This window comes from Methylovirgula sp., assembly GCF_037200945.1.
GTDB lineage: Bacteria > Pseudomonadota > Alphaproteobacteria > Rhizobiales > Beijerinckiaceae > Methylovirgula.
The window spans coordinates 1175802-1189216 of sequence record NZ_JBBCGP010000001.1; the positions used below are offsets into that span (position 1 = coordinate 1175802).

At 60.1% G+C, this 13415-nt stretch carries 12 protein-coding genes and 1 pseudogene; 7 read left to right on the plus strand and 6 right to left on the minus strand.

Features of this window, described 5'->3' with window-relative positions; all coding sequences use genetic code 11:
• Positions 1 to 158: 158 nt before the first annotated feature.
• Positions 159 to 1684 (plus strand): annotated as a pseudogene (locus WDN02_RS05725) (bifunctional 3-(3-hydroxy-phenyl)propionate/3-hydroxycinnamic acid hydroxylase).
• Positions 1685 to 1724: 40 nt separating this feature from the next.
• Here the strand turns inward: WDN02_RS05725 and WDN02_RS05730 are convergent.
• Complete coding sequence (locus WDN02_RS05730) at positions 1725 to 2315, minus strand: helix-turn-helix domain-containing protein (protein ID WP_337292574.1); 591 nt, start codon at positions 2313 to 2315, stop codon at positions 1725 to 1727.
• Positions 2316 to 2410: 95 nt separating this feature from the next.
• On the opposite strand from WDN02_RS05730, the gene WDN02_RS05735 reads away from it, so the two are divergent.
• Positions 2411 to 3238: an SDR family NAD(P)-dependent oxidoreductase gene (locus WDN02_RS05735; protein ID WP_337292575.1), complete on the plus strand. Its 828-nt coding sequence runs from the start codon at positions 2411 to 2413 to the stop codon at positions 3236 to 3238.
• 5 nt (positions 3239 to 3243) lie between these two features.
• On the opposite strand, the gene WDN02_RS05740 is transcribed toward WDN02_RS05735, so the two are convergent.
• The gene (locus WDN02_RS05740; protein WP_337292576.1) at positions 3244 to 3879 is read right to left on the minus strand and encodes a TetR/AcrR family transcriptional regulator; all 636 of its coding nucleotides are present in this window, start codon (positions 3877 to 3879) and stop codon (positions 3244 to 3246) included.
• Positions 3880 to 3959: 80 nt separating this feature from the next.
• Between WDN02_RS05740 and WDN02_RS05745 the strand changes: the two genes are divergently transcribed.
• Genes WDN02_RS05745 through WDN02_RS05755 form a run of 3 tightly spaced genes read left to right on the plus strand, consistent with a single transcriptional unit; the run spans position 3960 to position 7214 of the window.
• Positions 3960 to 5099: an FAD-dependent monooxygenase gene (locus WDN02_RS05745; protein ID WP_337292577.1), complete on the plus strand. Its 1140-nt coding sequence runs from the start codon at positions 3960 to 3962 to the stop codon at positions 5097 to 5099.
• Positions 5100 to 5103: 4 nt separating this feature from the next.
• Positions 5104 to 6012: an NADP-dependent oxidoreductase gene (locus tag WDN02_RS05750; RefSeq protein ID WP_337292578.1), complete on the plus strand. Its 909-nt coding sequence runs from the start codon at positions 5104 to 5106 to the stop codon at positions 6010 to 6012.
• A 5-nt stretch (positions 6013 to 6017) separates the two neighbouring features.
• Complete coding sequence (locus WDN02_RS05755; protein ID WP_337292579.1) at positions 6018 to 7214, plus strand: TCR/Tet family MFS transporter; 1197 nt, start codon at positions 6018 to 6020, stop codon at positions 7212 to 7214.
• Positions 7215 to 7276: 62 nt separating this feature from the next.
• Here the strand turns inward: WDN02_RS05755 and WDN02_RS05760 are convergent, their stop codons facing one another.
• On the minus strand, positions 7277 to 8182 hold the full coding sequence (locus WDN02_RS05760) for an AraC family transcriptional regulator (RefSeq protein WP_337292580.1): 906 nt from the start codon (positions 8180 to 8182) through the stop codon (positions 7277 to 7279).
• 170 nt (positions 8183 to 8352) lie between these two features.
• On the opposite strand from WDN02_RS05760, the gene WDN02_RS05765 reads away from it, so the two are divergent.
• On the plus strand, positions 8353 to 9099 hold the full coding sequence (locus tag WDN02_RS05765) for an alpha/beta hydrolase (RefSeq protein ID WP_337294875.1): 747 nt from the start codon (positions 8353 to 8355) through the stop codon (positions 9097 to 9099).
• 82 nt (positions 9100 to 9181) lie between these two features.
• Positions 9182 to 9766 (plus strand): DUF308 domain-containing protein, encoded by a 585-nt coding sequence (locus tag WDN02_RS05770; protein WP_337292581.1) that lies wholly within the window; start codon positions 9182 to 9184, stop codon positions 9764 to 9766.
• A gap of 70 nt (positions 9767 to 9836) precedes the next feature.
• Here WDN02_RS05770 and WDN02_RS05775 read toward each other — a convergent pair whose 3' ends face one another.
• From WDN02_RS05775 to WDN02_RS05785, 3 genes are all read right to left on the minus strand, one after another.
• Complete coding sequence (locus tag WDN02_RS05775; protein WP_337292582.1) at positions 9837 to 11261, minus strand: NAD-dependent succinate-semialdehyde dehydrogenase; 1425 nt, start codon at positions 11259 to 11261, stop codon at positions 9837 to 9839.
• A gap of 131 nt (positions 11262 to 11392) precedes the next feature.
• Positions 11393 to 11977: a TetR/AcrR family transcriptional regulator gene (locus tag WDN02_RS05780; protein WP_337292583.1), complete on the minus strand. Its 585-nt coding sequence runs from the start codon at positions 11975 to 11977 to the stop codon at positions 11393 to 11395.
• A gap of 95 nt (positions 11978 to 12072) precedes the next feature.
• On the minus strand, positions 12073 to 12897 hold the full coding sequence (locus WDN02_RS05785; RefSeq protein ID WP_337292584.1) for a fumarylacetoacetate hydrolase family protein: 825 nt from the start codon (positions 12895 to 12897) through the stop codon (positions 12073 to 12075).
• Between the last annotated feature and the right edge of the window lie 518 nt (positions 12898 to 13415).

A 13415-nucleotide genomic window follows, 5' to 3' on the forward strand; every position in this document is an offset into this window, starting at 1 on the left:
ACTGGCCGCCGAATCGACCTCTCCCCGTTCTCCCTTTTGCCAGCAGCAGGATCACGCCCTCCAGGTCCTGTCCGGGCGGCTCGCGCGATTGCGCCTCACCTTTTGCTAGGGCTTCACGGGAAGCAAACCCCGTTGCATAGTCAAACGGGAGGGCGCCAATGGATTACGATGTCATCATCGTGGGCTACGGCCCGACAGGCAAGATTCTCGCCCGGCGGCTCAGCGATGCGGGACACAGCGTCGCCATCGTAGAGCGTTGGCCCGAGGCTTATCCCCTGCCCCGGGCGGTCGCCTATCATCATGATATCAAGCGTGTGTTCCATGCGCTCGGATTGTCTCCGCAGATCGAGGCGATTTCCCGGCCGCTGAGCCATTACATCTGGTACAACGCCGATTGGAAAGTTCTGGCCGACATCGACGAAACCGGCGAAACCCTTTCCGGCGGACGCCAGTCACTCAGCTTCAATCAACCGGATCTCGAACGGCTGCTCGAGCGCGACCTCCGCGGCCGCCCCGGGATCGCGTTCTTCCTGCGCAACGAAGCGCAGCAGGTCGAGCAGACAATTGACGGCGCAAGCGTCGCGATCGCGCCGTTCGATGCCCGAACTGAGGAGGCCGATCTCTCGAAGACCGAGCGGATAACGGCGAAATATATCGTCGGCTGCGATGGCGCCAACAGCCTCGTGCGCGAGGCCCTCGGCTCGACGTCCCTCGACCATGGCTTCGATGCGCGATGGCTGGTGATCGACGTTCGTCCGCACGATCCCGACAAGCTGCAGTTCCCCGATGTCCTGCAATATTGCAACCCGGCGCGACCGATGACGATCGTTTGGGGCGGTGTCGTCAATCGCCGCTGGGAGTTCATGATCAAGCCGGACGAGGACACCGCTGAATTCGCCCAGCCTGAAAAGACCTGGGAGTTGCTCTCGCCTTGGCTAAAACCGAGCGATGGGGAACTCGTGCGGCACGCGGTTTATCGGTTTCGCTCGGTGCTCGCGCAAGGCTGGCGCAACGGGCGGCTTCTCATCGCCGGCGATGCGGCGCATCTGATGCCGCCCTTCATGGGGGAGGGTATGGGCTCGGGCATTCGCGTTCCTGGAACCTCGCCTGGAAGCTCGATCGCGTGTTGAAGGGGACTTCGAGCGATGCTCTGCTCGATGCCTACGAAGCCGAACGCGGCCCGAACGTCGACGCCTACATTCGCGTGTCGATGGAGGTGGGCAAGATCGTCTGCGAGATTGACGCCGAAGCGGCGAAGGCGCGTGACGCGGCTTTCCTGAGCGACGGCCCACCACCGCTCGACTTTCCAGGACTCTCTGGCGGCGTGGTCGCCAAGGGTGACGGCGCGGGCTTGCTCACCCCGCATGATGAACTGGAGACGCCGCAAGGATTCCGTCGCCTTGACGATATCGTCGGCCGAAATTTTGCGTTGGTCGGCGACCTGGCTACCCTTGAGGCGCTCGACGGCCACTTGCGCGCGACAGCGGATGATCTGGGCGTCGTTCTCGTCGCGATCGGCGTCGGCGCGCACCGCGAGCAAAGCGGGCGCATCAGCGCTTGGCTCGCGAAGCATAAAGCAAAAGCTGTCCTCGTGCGCCCCGACTTCTATGCGTTCGGATTGGCGCGGGACGCAGCGCAAGCCGGGCAGCTTTTGACGGAGCTTTCAGCGAAGCTCACGCGCTGAGTGTGACAGACTCGAATCGTGTCGGATGCGCCAGCTTTGTTCAAAGCTGATCGAGAAGATCGAAAGCGTCATCGATATAATGCGTCAACGGATGCGCAGCGTTTTCCTGCCGCCAGTTTTCTTTCGCAAACCGAAACGCACCCATGGCCATCATGGCGGCCAAGCGTAGTGCAGGCCGGCGCTCATTTGGCCACAAATCATACATCGCCTCGGCCAAGACCTCCTCCATCCTAACGAGAAGCGCCTCTTTGCGCAGTCGAAGCGTTTCCGTCGATCGCAGGATTTGGTCTGCGAGGAGAGATTCCTTGCTCTGGTATTTTGACGCGAGGGTGAGGAAAGTCTTCCGCGCGGCTTCGATCGGTCTTTGATCGGGCGATTGCTCCAGAAAAGTGGGCCGTAAGGCGCGTGGAGCGTCGCCGCTCTCATGCGCCAGCAACACGTCCTCTTTCGATTTTAGGTAATAGAAGAACGTGCGCCGGGATATGCCGGATGCCGCGGCGATCGCATCGAGCGTGGTCGCCTCATATCCATTTTCGATGAAGAGCTTCAGGCCGGTTTCGGCGATCCGTTCCAGCGTCAACTGGCGTTTGCGTTCGCGGAGTCCGATTGGGGGATTCTCAAGGTCGTTCATTTGCGGCCCAATGTGGCTGCCAAAGAGCCACTTGCCAAGATTACACTGAGTGCGATATATATAATTACACTGAGTGCAATTTTTTGGAGCTTAGAATGACATCCAAGGTTTGGTTCATCACCGGGGCATCACGTGGCTTTGGCCGTGTCTGGACGGAGGCGGCCCTGAAACGCGGCGACAGAGTCGCCGCCACCGCGCGAAATCCTGAAACGCTCGGCGAACTCGTCTCGGCTTATGGTGACGCCATCCTAGCCTTGCCGCTTGACGTGACGGATCGCGATGCCGTGTTCGTAGCCGTCGAACAAGCGCACCGGCATTTCGGACGCCTCGACGTCATTTTGAGTAATGCGGGCTACGGTTATATGGGTGCCATAGAGGAGCTGGAGCCAGCGCAAGGCAAAGCCAATTTCGACACGAATGTTTTCGGGACACTCTCGGTCGTTCAGGCGGCGTTACCGATCTTGCGGGCGCAGGGCAGCGGACACATTCTGACGGTCTCCAGCATAGGGGGCGTCATCGGTTTTCCGACCGGTGGGACCTACACCGCGACCAAATTTGCCGTCGAAGCCTTATCGGAAGCACTCGCGGCCGAAGTGGCTCCGTTCGGCATCAAAGTCACCATCATAGAGCCCGGCAGTTTCAGCACCGAGTTTCGCTCAGCAATGCAATCCGCGCCGGTCATCGACGCTTACAATCCCGTGCGTCAGGCCATTCGCGCTGCATTCAAACCCGAGGATTCCGGCGATCCGGCCGCGACGGCCGCGGCGATCTTCGAAGCGGTGGATGCAGATGAGGCGCCGCTTCGCTTGGTGTTGGGCTCGACGACGATCGCAAAGTTCAAGGCGGTCTACCAGGCGCGCCTGAGCAACTGGGAAAAATGGGAAGCCGTCTCGAACGCAGCTCAGGGCAGTCCTCGCGTTTAAAGCCCTCAGGCGTAAGGCGTGCCCGCCATCGCGGCTTTCACGCCGATGCTTCCCTTATCGACGATCGCGAGAAAAGCAGCTTTCGCCTTTTCTGAATCTCGCGTCTGTTGAAAGGTCCGGTGTGCCTGGAGGAAGGCCACGGTCCATGTCGCCAGGAGGAGGTTGGCCGCGAGACAGGCGTCGGGATCGGTGGGGTCTCGCCCGGTGCATTCGGCGAGCGCCACCGTCATGACTTGTGCGAGTTCGTCACGAATTGCCCTCGCTCGAGCCTTGAGGGTTTCGCTGTCCTCAACCGTCTCTATGAAGCTCTGGCTCCTCGCGGAAAACTCAACGGCAGGGTTTCGCTCCGCAACCAGCCGATGCGCAAGCAGGCGCAAGGCTTCGATCGGCGCGACCCCGGGATCGCGCTGCCGCAAAGCGTCGCGCAGGACCTCGCGACCCTCTTCGTCGCGATCGAAGAACATGTCCTCCTTGCGAGGAAAATGATTGAACACGGTCATCCGCCCGACGTCGGCGGCGGCGGCGATCTCGTCCACCGTCACCTGATCGAAGCCTCGCTTGATGAAGAGGAGTGTGGCGGCATCGGAGATGTTTTGTCGCGTGGCGAGGCGCTTACGCGTTCGGCGATCCGGCGTCGGCAAGCTTTTAAAACCTATTATATACTGAGTATATAAAATGATTCAGTATATCTTATTCTCAAGTACATGATGGGACCGGATAGATGGAAAAGCAAGCCGATAGTGCTGTGGCTATGCCAAACCAAAGTGTCCTCGTTTTGGGGGCAAGTTTCGCCGGACTGACGACCGCGTATTGGCTGAGCGGGCTCGGCTACCAGGTCACGGTGGTTGAGATTGCGAAAGATCTCAAAAAAGGCGGCACGCCCGTTAACATCGGCGAGAAAGCTAAGGACATCCTGAAGCGAATGGACCTGTTTAAGCAGGTTCAAGCAAACCGTCTGGAGTCGGAAGGGGTTGAATTCAAAAACTCCGATGATGTCACGGAGGGGGTGATGCGGCAGCAACCGGATGCCACACGCGCCGACGATGACTGGGAGATCGAACGCGACACACTTCTGGATATTATCTTCGGTTCCGTAAAGGACGATGTGGAGTTCGTTTTCGGCAACAGCATCGCAACTTTGGAAGAAACGGAAAACACTATCCATGTTTCTTTCAAAGACGGCTCGCAGCGCCAGTTTGCTTTGGTATTCGGCTGCGACGGCAACCATTCACTCGTCAGAAAATTGCAGTTCGGAGACGAAGCTGAATACACACATTTTCTTGGTCAGTATTTCTCCATAACGATCATTGACAAGCTGTTGATAAGAGAAAACACGACGCAGATGTATAATGTGCCGGGTAAAGCGGTGATGCTGAATGCCTACAATAACAAGACAGACATCGTACTTTGCTTCTCATCCGAGAAAGAGATTCCCTACGATTATCGCGACGAGGAGCAACAACGAAAGATCATTTCCGAGCAGTTCGCCGGACAGGGCTGGAGAACGCCGGAATTGTTGGAAGAAGTAAGCAAGTCGAAGACGTTCTATTTCGACAAAATAAATCAGATAAAAATGCCGTCATGGACAAAAGGCAGAGTGGCGCTCGTAGGCGATGCCGCTTACTGCGCCTCTCCTGCTGCGGGCATGGGTGGGTCGTTGGCAATCATTGGCGCTGGCGCGCTGGCCGACGCGTTTGAAAAGAACCAGGGCAACTTCGAACTGGCCTTCTGGGATTACAACGAAAGTTTCCGTCCATTTGTCGAAGCCGTGCAAGCGAAGGCCGTAAATACCCTGGACCTGCTGATTCCGAAAACGGACGAAGCTATCCGCAAGAGAAACACGCAGCCGAATCCTTGGTAAGCCCATGAAAGCCGCGCAATTCAGTCGGTTCGGCGGTCCCGAGGTCCTCGAGATTGTCGATCTTCCCGACCCGCATCCCGGTCCCGGACAGATTCGAGTTGTCGTGCACGCGGCGGGCATCAATGCGACCGATTGCAAGCTACGCAGCGGCCTTTTGAGCTTCGGCGCCGGACTGCCGCAAACGACGGGGCGCGACGTGGCGGGCATCGTCGATGAGCTCGGAGAAGGTGTTACAGATGTCGCTGTCGGCGACCGGGTCTTCGGCGTCTCCGACGATGGCGCCGGAGCCGCCGAATTGGCGCTGCTGACCTATCGGGCGCCGATTCCACCGCCGCTCGGATTCGTCGATGCGGCCGGCCTCCCCGTCGCGCTCGAAACGGCCACGCGCAGCCTGGACCAACTCGGCGTCGATCATGGAATCAGACTGCTCATCAATGGTGCCGCAGGTGGGATCGGCAGCACCGCCGTTCAACTCGCGATCGCCCGCGGCGCGCGCGTGATCGGCACCGCCAGCGCCGCCAACCACGGCTACCTCCGCCTCCTCGGTGCAGAGCCCGTGACTTATGGCGAAGGCATGGCCGATCGAGTCCGCGCCCTCGCGCCTGATGGCGTCGATGCCGCGCTCGATGTTGCCGGAAGCGGCGTGCTGCCGGAGTTGATCGATCTCGTCGGCGACCCGCAGAACGTCGTGACACTCGCCGACATCGACGGGGCGAAACAGTACGGCGTGCGCTTCAGCAGCGGCTTTCAAGGCCACGCCTTTCATGCGCTTGCGGAAATCGGAGCGCTCATCGAGGCCGGGCGCTTTTGGCTTCCCGTCGAGCGAACCTATCCGCTTGACGGGATCTCGGAAGCGCACCGCGTCAGTGAGTACGGGCACGTTCGAGGCAGGCTCGCGTTGGTGATCCGCTGAAGGCCATGAACAAACCCCTTGTCGTTATCTTCGCCACGATCTGCCTCGACGCCGTCGGTATAGGCCTCATCTTCCCCATTCTCCCGCGCCTGCTTGAGGAGGTGACGCACACCCAGGACATCGCGCCCATCATCGGGATTATGATCGCGCTCTATGCGGTCATGCAGTTCGTCTTCGCGCCCGTGCTCGGCGCTTTGAGCGACAATCTCGGCAGGCGTCCCGTGCTCCTCATTTCGCTGGCGGGTGCGGCGATCAATTATGTTATCATGGCGTTCGCGCCGCAGCTTTGGATGCTTCTGCTCGGCCGCGCTATTGCCGGCCTGACCAGCGCCAATGTCTCGGTGGCAACAGCCTACATCACCGACATTTCATCCGAGGACAAGCGAGCCCGGCGCTTCGGCCTGTTTAACGCCATGTTCGGCATCGGTTTCATCATCGGGCCGGTTCTCGGTGGACTGCTCGGCGACACCTGGGTGCGGCTGCCTTTCATCGCCGCCGCCGTACTGAATGCCGGCAATCTCCTGCTAGCTTTGTTCATCTTGCCCGAGTCTCACACACCGGGCCGCCAGAGGGTCGATCTGGCCGCGCTCAACCCGCTTTGGCCGCTGCGCTGGGTCTTCTCGATGAAAGGGCTTCTGCCAATCGTCCTCGTGTTTTTCATCTTGAGCGCCGGCGGAGAGGCCTACGGAACCTGCTGGGCACTCTGGGGCTTCGACATGTTCCACTGGAATGGCCTTTGGGTCGGCCTTTCGCTGGGCGCGTTCGGGGTCTGCCAAACGCTGGTGCAGGCGCTGTTGCCCGGCCTAGCGACCGAACGGCTCGGCGAACGCTGGGCGGTTGTCGCCGGGATTGCCTGCTCCTGCATCGCTCTTGTTGCCATGGCCTTCGCCAACCACGGCTGGATCGTATTCGCCATCATGCCGATCTTCACTCTCGGCAGCATCGGCACGCCAGCGTTTCAGGCCCTGGCCACCCGGCAGGTTGACTCAAACCTCCAAGGCCAGTTCCAGGGCGTGCTGGCATCTGCCGTAAGCTTGGCATCCATCGTCGCGCCGCTCGCTTTCTCCACATTCTACTTTGTCGTCCAGAAGCAGTGGCCTGGTGCCGTCTGGCTTTTGGTGGCCGTCATTAATGCAATCGCGGTCCCGCTGGTTTTTCTCGGCACCAGCACTTCACGCTCTAAGCAGCCTGCGAGCGTGTAACGGGGGGCATCGCGAAAGCGCTCTGTCGCCGGATCTCCCCGGCCGTGAGCCCAGCTAGATGATCACGCTCCGCGAACAATATCTTTGCGCAGTCCATATTCGACGCGCGGTGAATGACCGAACAGGGCCTTATAGGCGCGGCTGAACGAGGCCTCCGACTCATAACCGATACTAAATCCGATCTCGCCGATCCGCGCGCTGCCCTTCCCCAGCAGGCCCCGCGCCAGCGCCAGTCGCCACTCATTTTGGTAGCGCAGCGGCGGACGGCCCACCAAAGCGGTAAAGCGCTCGCAAAAGCTGGAACGCGACATTCCGGCAATGTCCGCCAAAGTCTCGATGCTCCACCGCTCGATGGGCCGCTCATGAATGGCCTTCAGGGCACTCGCGATACGCATATCGGAAAGTCCTCCCAGCCATCCCGGCGCGGCTCCCTGGTGAACCCAGCTTCGCAAGGTGCGGATGACCACCAGGTCGATCAGCCGCGAAACCATCAAGGCCGCGCCCGGCTGGATGTCGCCGGCCTCGGTCATCAGAAAATGCACCATCCCTTCGAGCCAATCCGCGCTGTCCGCGCGTTGAATATGGATGCAATCGGGCAGGGCGGAGACCATGCCTCGAAGGCTGTCGGGGTCGAACCGGAAGCGGCAGAGAACCAAGGTCGAGGGCGCGCTGGAGGCTGCTAATCGCTGGTCGAGCGCGCCGCGTGGCAGCATCACGAGCTCACCCTTATCGACGACCAAAGCCCCGCGTTCGTCGCTTTCGATGCGCAGGGCACCTTCCGTCACGACGCAAATATGCCCGGTATCGGCTTCCAGTTCCAGGTGGCCCTCCTGCGCCAGCGAGCAGGAATAGACCCGGTCTCCCGTGAGGCGGATTTGTGCCAGCACATGCGATAGCAGATCGGCCGACGTGGGGATGCCGACTTCCAGTCCCGGAAGAACGGTCAAGTTTTTCGGTAGTTCGATCATGGCTTCGACCGCTCAATTGAATGTATCAATCCGCCGCTCATAGTGCGTAACCACATGACAATACGTACTTTTCGAACGAATCCATAATCGTTTATCGCGGCAAGGCGCCCCGATCGGAAATATTCCGATCTTCGGCTTGCCCGCTAGGTTGAAAGGACAATCCGGTGAAAATGTTTGCTCTCAGCATCCTTGGGGCTCTCCAGGCCATAGGAGCTCCCATCGCCGCCTCCGCCGCGACCGCGCACAACGTGGTCCTCGTCCCCGGCGCCTTCACCGACAAGTCCAGCTGGGACAAGGTGGCCCATCTGCTGCGTGAGAAGGGCTTCAAGGTCACCGAGGTCGACATTCCAATGACTTCGCTCGAGGCCGACGTCGCGGCGACGCGCAAGGTCCTGGACGCCCAGCATGGGGCGACCGTCCTGGTCGGCCATTCCTGGGGCGGCGTTGTGATCGGCGAAGCCGGCGATAGCCCCAAGGTCAAAGCGCTCGTCTATGTCGCGGCTTTCGCCCCCGACAAAGGGGAGACCGTCCAGGCGCTCTCAGGCAAGGGACCGCCGACCGAAGGTCTGAAAGCGGTTCATCCGGACGCCAAAGGCTTCCTGTCGGTTGACCCCGCGGCGTTCCCGCATGTTTTCGTCGGCGATGTGCCGGCCGCGGAAGGCGCGAAGCTGGCCAAAAAGCAGAAGCCGATCAGCGGCGCCGCCTTCGGCACCCCCGCGACCGTTGCCGCCTGGCATTTGAAACCGACCTATTACGCGATCTCGGCCAACGATCTCATGATCCCGCCCCAGGCCGAGGCTTTCTTTGCTAAGCGCATGAAAGCCACGACCGTAACGATCCCGTCGAGCCATGCGTCGCCGGTGTCGCATCCCGCCGCGGTCGCTGCGCTCATCGAAGAGGCCGCCAAGGGGCGGTGATCTCAGCCGGACCGACGGGAAGCCCCCGTTGTCCGGCGCCGCCTCACTGGCTCCCTCATCCGGCAAAAACAGGATATTCGCAATGAACAGTCAAATCTTCTCGCGGCCTGATCGCGATGCCGCGTCACACTGGCTAAAATCCTATTATTTCGCCCGCGCTGCGGTCGCACTCGTCTGGTTCGCCGCCGCCTTCACCCTTGGAAAGACTTCGCCGTCGATCGCAGGCGCGCTCCTCGTTGCTTATCCGGCTTACGACGCACTCGCCAATTTCATCGATGCCCAGCGCAGCGGCGGCCTCAAGTTTAATCGCAGCCAGGCGATCAATGTCGCCATCAGCATCCTCGCCACGATTGCGGTTGCCGCCGCTCTCACGCGAGACCTGCATGCGGTGATGGCGGTGTTCGGCGCCTGGGCCATAATCGCGGGCCTGCTTCAGCTCATCACTGGCGTCGTCAGATGGAAGATCGGTGCACAATGGGCGATGATCCTCGCCGGGGCGCAATCGGCGCTTGTCGGCGTCTTCTTCATCAAACAGGCAACAGGACCCGCAACAATCGGCATCAAAGATATTGCGCCTTACGCGGCGTTCGGTGCCTTGTATTTCTTCGCTTCTGCTGTCTGGCTCACTGTCGCACAAGCGCGCCGTGATGCCAGGCGCACCGCGTGATTCTTGAGTTGGAAAGGCCGCCCGTTGGGCGGCCTTTTGTATGTGGCGTCTATCGCGTCTTCGTCGGCGTTTATTCCGCGGCTTGAACGGCTTCGAGGTCCACGGGCCCCCATCCCGGCGCTCCGGCGGGCGCGACATTGATGAGCTTGTGATTGATGAACTCCCCGAAGCCCAACTCCGATTGTTCGCGCCCGAAGCCGGAATTCTTGACGCCACCGAATGGTAGATCGGCCGCGACCCAGGCCGGCTGATTGATATAGACCATGCCGGTTTCGATGCGGTCAGCAACCCGGCGCGCGTGCTTCAGATCGGCGCCGAACACCGATCCGCCCAAACCATAGGGTGTATCATTGGCGATGCGGATCGCGTCTTCCTCGTTATCGACGACATAGATCGACGCGACGGGCCCAAAGAGCTCCTCGCGATAAGCGGGGTTCTTTTCGTCGATACCGGCAAGCACTGTCGGCTCGATAAAGAAACCCGGCCGGTTGACGCGTTTGCCACCCGTCAGAATTTTAGCGCCTGCGGCGCGCGCTTTTTCGACCTGTGAAAGAAGGCCGGTCAAGGCACGTTCCGATGAGAGCGGCGGCAATTCCGTCGATGCATCGGTCGGGTCGCCAACTTTCAGCGCTTTCGCCGCGGCGACGAATTTTTCGGTGAAGGCCGCGCCGCGTTCCTTGCCGACGACAATGATACGCTTGGAGGCGACGCAGCTTTGGCCGCAGTTGAACATTCGCCCCGACAAGGCGCTGCTGACGGCGTGGTCGAGCGGGGCGTCCGGCAACACGATCAGGGCGTCACTGCCGCCCAATTCCATCACGACTTTCTTGAGATGCCGGCCAGCCTGTTCGGCGACAGCGGCGCCAGCGCGTTCACTTCCCGTGAGCGTCACACCGGCAATTCTCGGATCCGCGATGAAGCGGCCGATCTGCTCATGATTGGCGAAGATGTTCGTATAGGCGCCATCTGGAGCGCCGGCTTCGCGCAGCGCCCGCTCAAAGGCCAGTGCGCATTGCGGGACGCTCTCGGCATGTTTCAACAGGAGGACATTGCCCGCCATAAGCTGCGGGCCGGCGACGCGCGCAACTTGGTAATATGGAAAGTTCCACGGCTCGATAGCGAGGATCGCGCCAGTCGGACGCGCGACAAGCGCGGCGCCCGGAAAGCCCGGAAACTGTTTCGGCTGAAGGAAGGTCTCGGCGTTCTTGGCGTAATAATCGAGGATCGAGGCTGCGAGATTGACCTCGACGAGCGCAACGCCGAGGAGCTTGCCCATATCCTCGACGATGTAGCGCGCGTATTCGTCTGCGTTGTCCCGCATGATGGCCGCTGCACGCGATACGATGCGCGCGCGATCCGCAACGGGGCGATGGCGCCAATCATTCCTGAAACAGTCGTCAGCCGTCGCAAGGGCCGTTTCGAGTTCGATGTCCGTAATCGTCGGGAAGGTCTGAACCACCTGTCCGGTCGCAGGGTTGATCGTCTCATAGAGCATAGGGGGTCCTCTGTGGTGTCGAGCTTCGGCTCGGGCCGTCTTCGCCGATCCACATTACGACGACCGGTCGTCTTAGACAAGTGACGCGAATATCAGCTCAGGCGTGACGGTGGGATTTTAGCGCGTCAGGTTTAGCGCGCTAAACCCGGAAGGAGTTGGTCGAAGATCACCGACACGAAAGCATCGAAGGCACGCCGGCGCCCCTCGACGCGGACGCGAAGGATCGCGCCCTCCCAGGCATCGAAAATCACTGTGGCCAGGTCACTAACGCTTTGATTCGCAGGTAGATCGCCTGTGCCTTTGGCTTCCCCAAGCACGGCGGCGATGCCGGTTGTCATGTCTGTGTAGGCGGCGCTCACGGCCTGCTGGACGAGCGGCTGTTCCGAATCGACGAAGGCGGCGAGGCCGCCCATGAGGCAGCCGTTGTGATATTCCTTGGCTTCAATCAGCTCGCTCATCCACTCGAAATGACGCCGCAGCCGCTGAAGGGGCGGTACGGAACTGTCAAGCAGACGCTCAGAACTGAGGCCGGCCTGATAGAGCCCGAGGGCCTCCACTGCCAGATGTTCCTTGCTTTTGAAGTGGTTATAGAAAGAGCCCTTGGGGGCGCCCGCCGCATCGGTAATGTCTTGGACACTGGTCGCGCCATAGCCCTTCGCGGTCAGGCGATCGACCGCAGCGTCGAGAATTTTATCCTTGAGATTTGGCCGTCCCATCTCCGCTCCGTTCGGCAAGACGAACGGTCATATATATGTGAGGGAACGGCCCAGGTCCAGTCCGGCGCCGCGCCGCCGGACTGCTCCACACTTCTCTAGACGACGATCTCGTGCCGTTGCGCGCCGAGATGGGAGATGCCGCATTCAAGCACGTCGCCGACCGCCATGAATCGGTTCTTGCCGAAGCCGACGCCCGGCGGCGTACCCGTCGCGATGAGATCGCCCGGTAGCAAAGCCATATGAGTTGAAAAGTAGGCGACCATTTCATTGATGCCGAACAGCATATCGCTGGTATTACCCTGCTGCTCGTAATGGCCGTTGAGCTTGGTCCAGACATCGACATTCATCCCGTCGATGCCGGTCGCCAGATAGGGACCGATGGGCGTGTAAGTCGGCCGCGATTTGGCGCGAACCAGATGCTGCCCCCCTTCCGCGTCGACCTGCGTCGCACGATCCGAAACATCGTTCAGGCAGACATACCCAAAGATGTAATCTGGCGCCTCGACCACACTGATGTCCTTGGCCTCACGCCCGATGACGATGGTGAGCTCCGTCTCCCAATCGAGTTTCACACCCTGATTGGGACCGCGCGAGACGGGATCGGATGGACCGGTTAACGAAGTAATCGCTTTGAGGAAGACTTCCGGCTCGGTCGGGGTCTTCATTTTGAATTCTTCGATATGCTTTTTGTAATTGAAGCCAGTTGCAGCGATCTGCCGGATACCAGAAATCGGCGCAAGGTACGTGAAGTCGCCATTGATGGGAGAAAGGCGGCTCGTGTCGACATTGCTCAAGGCTCCGCCGGCGATCGCGTCCGGCGTGATGTCGGAGACGAGCGGTCGCAAGTCCAGATGTGTATCGCCTTTCAGAATGATTGGGATGATGCCTTTGTCCGTCTGTACGCGTGCGAACTGCTGCATGATCTGCTCGCTCTTCAAATTTTGAGTTTCGTAAATCGGCCGACGAAGCAAATGCCTCCCGCCCATGGAAACGGAACGAACGACCTCGCGTGTGCTCCGGCGATGCCTTCCGTAGCCGCGTGCACTTCACAGGCATAAAGGGGCGGATTTCTCCACTAGCCAAAAACGCACACGAGGGGGTTTGTCCTGTTCTCTGAACAAACGCCGTAATTTCCGACGAAAGCTCCCAAAACGGATGTCAGGTAAGAACTTCATCCGATTTGAGATGTATGAGGAATTCACGACAGGGATTGTTGGTCGTCTCCGCATCGATCAATGCTTTGCCAAAGCACAGCAATGTGATTAGCGTGCACAAACATTGGTTTTGGAATAGGAACCGGCTGCGAAATTGGAAGGCCAGCGATGCCGAGCGACGGTAGTCCTTCAACCGATCCGCCTCAAACATTCACCCCTGTTCCGATGTTCAGCGCGCCGGGGCACCGCGATACAATTTGGTCTGACATGAAGGGGAGCGTCGC

Bases quoted from the DNA above. Each gene is read 5' to 3' on its own strand.
- WDN02_RS05730 (WP_337292574.1), bottom strand. From the start codon at position 2,315: ATGAACGACCTTGAGAATCCCCCAATCGGACTCCGCGAACGCAAACGC.
- WDN02_RS05735 (WP_337292575.1), top strand. From the start codon at position 2,411: ATGACATCCAAGGTTTGGTTCATCACCGGGGCATCACGTGGCTTTGGC.
- WDN02_RS05745 (WP_337292577.1), top strand. From the start codon at position 3,960: ATGGAAAAGCAAGCCGATAGTGCTGTGGCTATGCCAAACCAAAGTGTC.
- WDN02_RS05750 (WP_337292578.1), top strand. From the start codon at position 5,104: ATGAAAGCCGCGCAATTCAGTCGGTTCGGCGGTCCCGAGGTCCTCGAG.
- WDN02_RS05755 (WP_337292579.1), top strand. From the start codon at position 6,018: ATGAACAAACCCCTTGTCGTTATCTTCGCCACGATCTGCCTCGACGCC.
- WDN02_RS05760 (WP_337292580.1), bottom strand. From the start codon at position 8,182: ATGATCGAACTACCGAAAAACTTGACCGTTCTTCCGGGACTGGAAGTC.
- WDN02_RS05765 (WP_337294875.1), top strand. From the start codon at position 8,353: ATGTTTGCTCTCAGCATCCTTGGGGCTCTCCAGGCCATAGGAGCTCCC.
- WDN02_RS05770 (WP_337292581.1), top strand. From the start codon at position 9,182: ATGAACAGTCAAATCTTCTCGCGGCCTGATCGCGATGCCGCGTCACAC.
- WDN02_RS05775 (WP_337292582.1), bottom strand. From the start codon at position 11,261: ATGCTCTATGAGACGATCAACCCTGCGACCGGACAGGTGGTTCAGACC.
- WDN02_RS05780 (WP_337292583.1), bottom strand. From the start codon at position 11,977: ATGGGACGGCCAAATCTCAAGGATAAAATTCTCGACGCTGCGGTCGAT.
- WDN02_RS05785 (WP_337292584.1), bottom strand. From the start codon at position 12,897: ATGCAGCAGTTCGCACGCGTACAGACGGACAAAGGCATCATCCCAATC.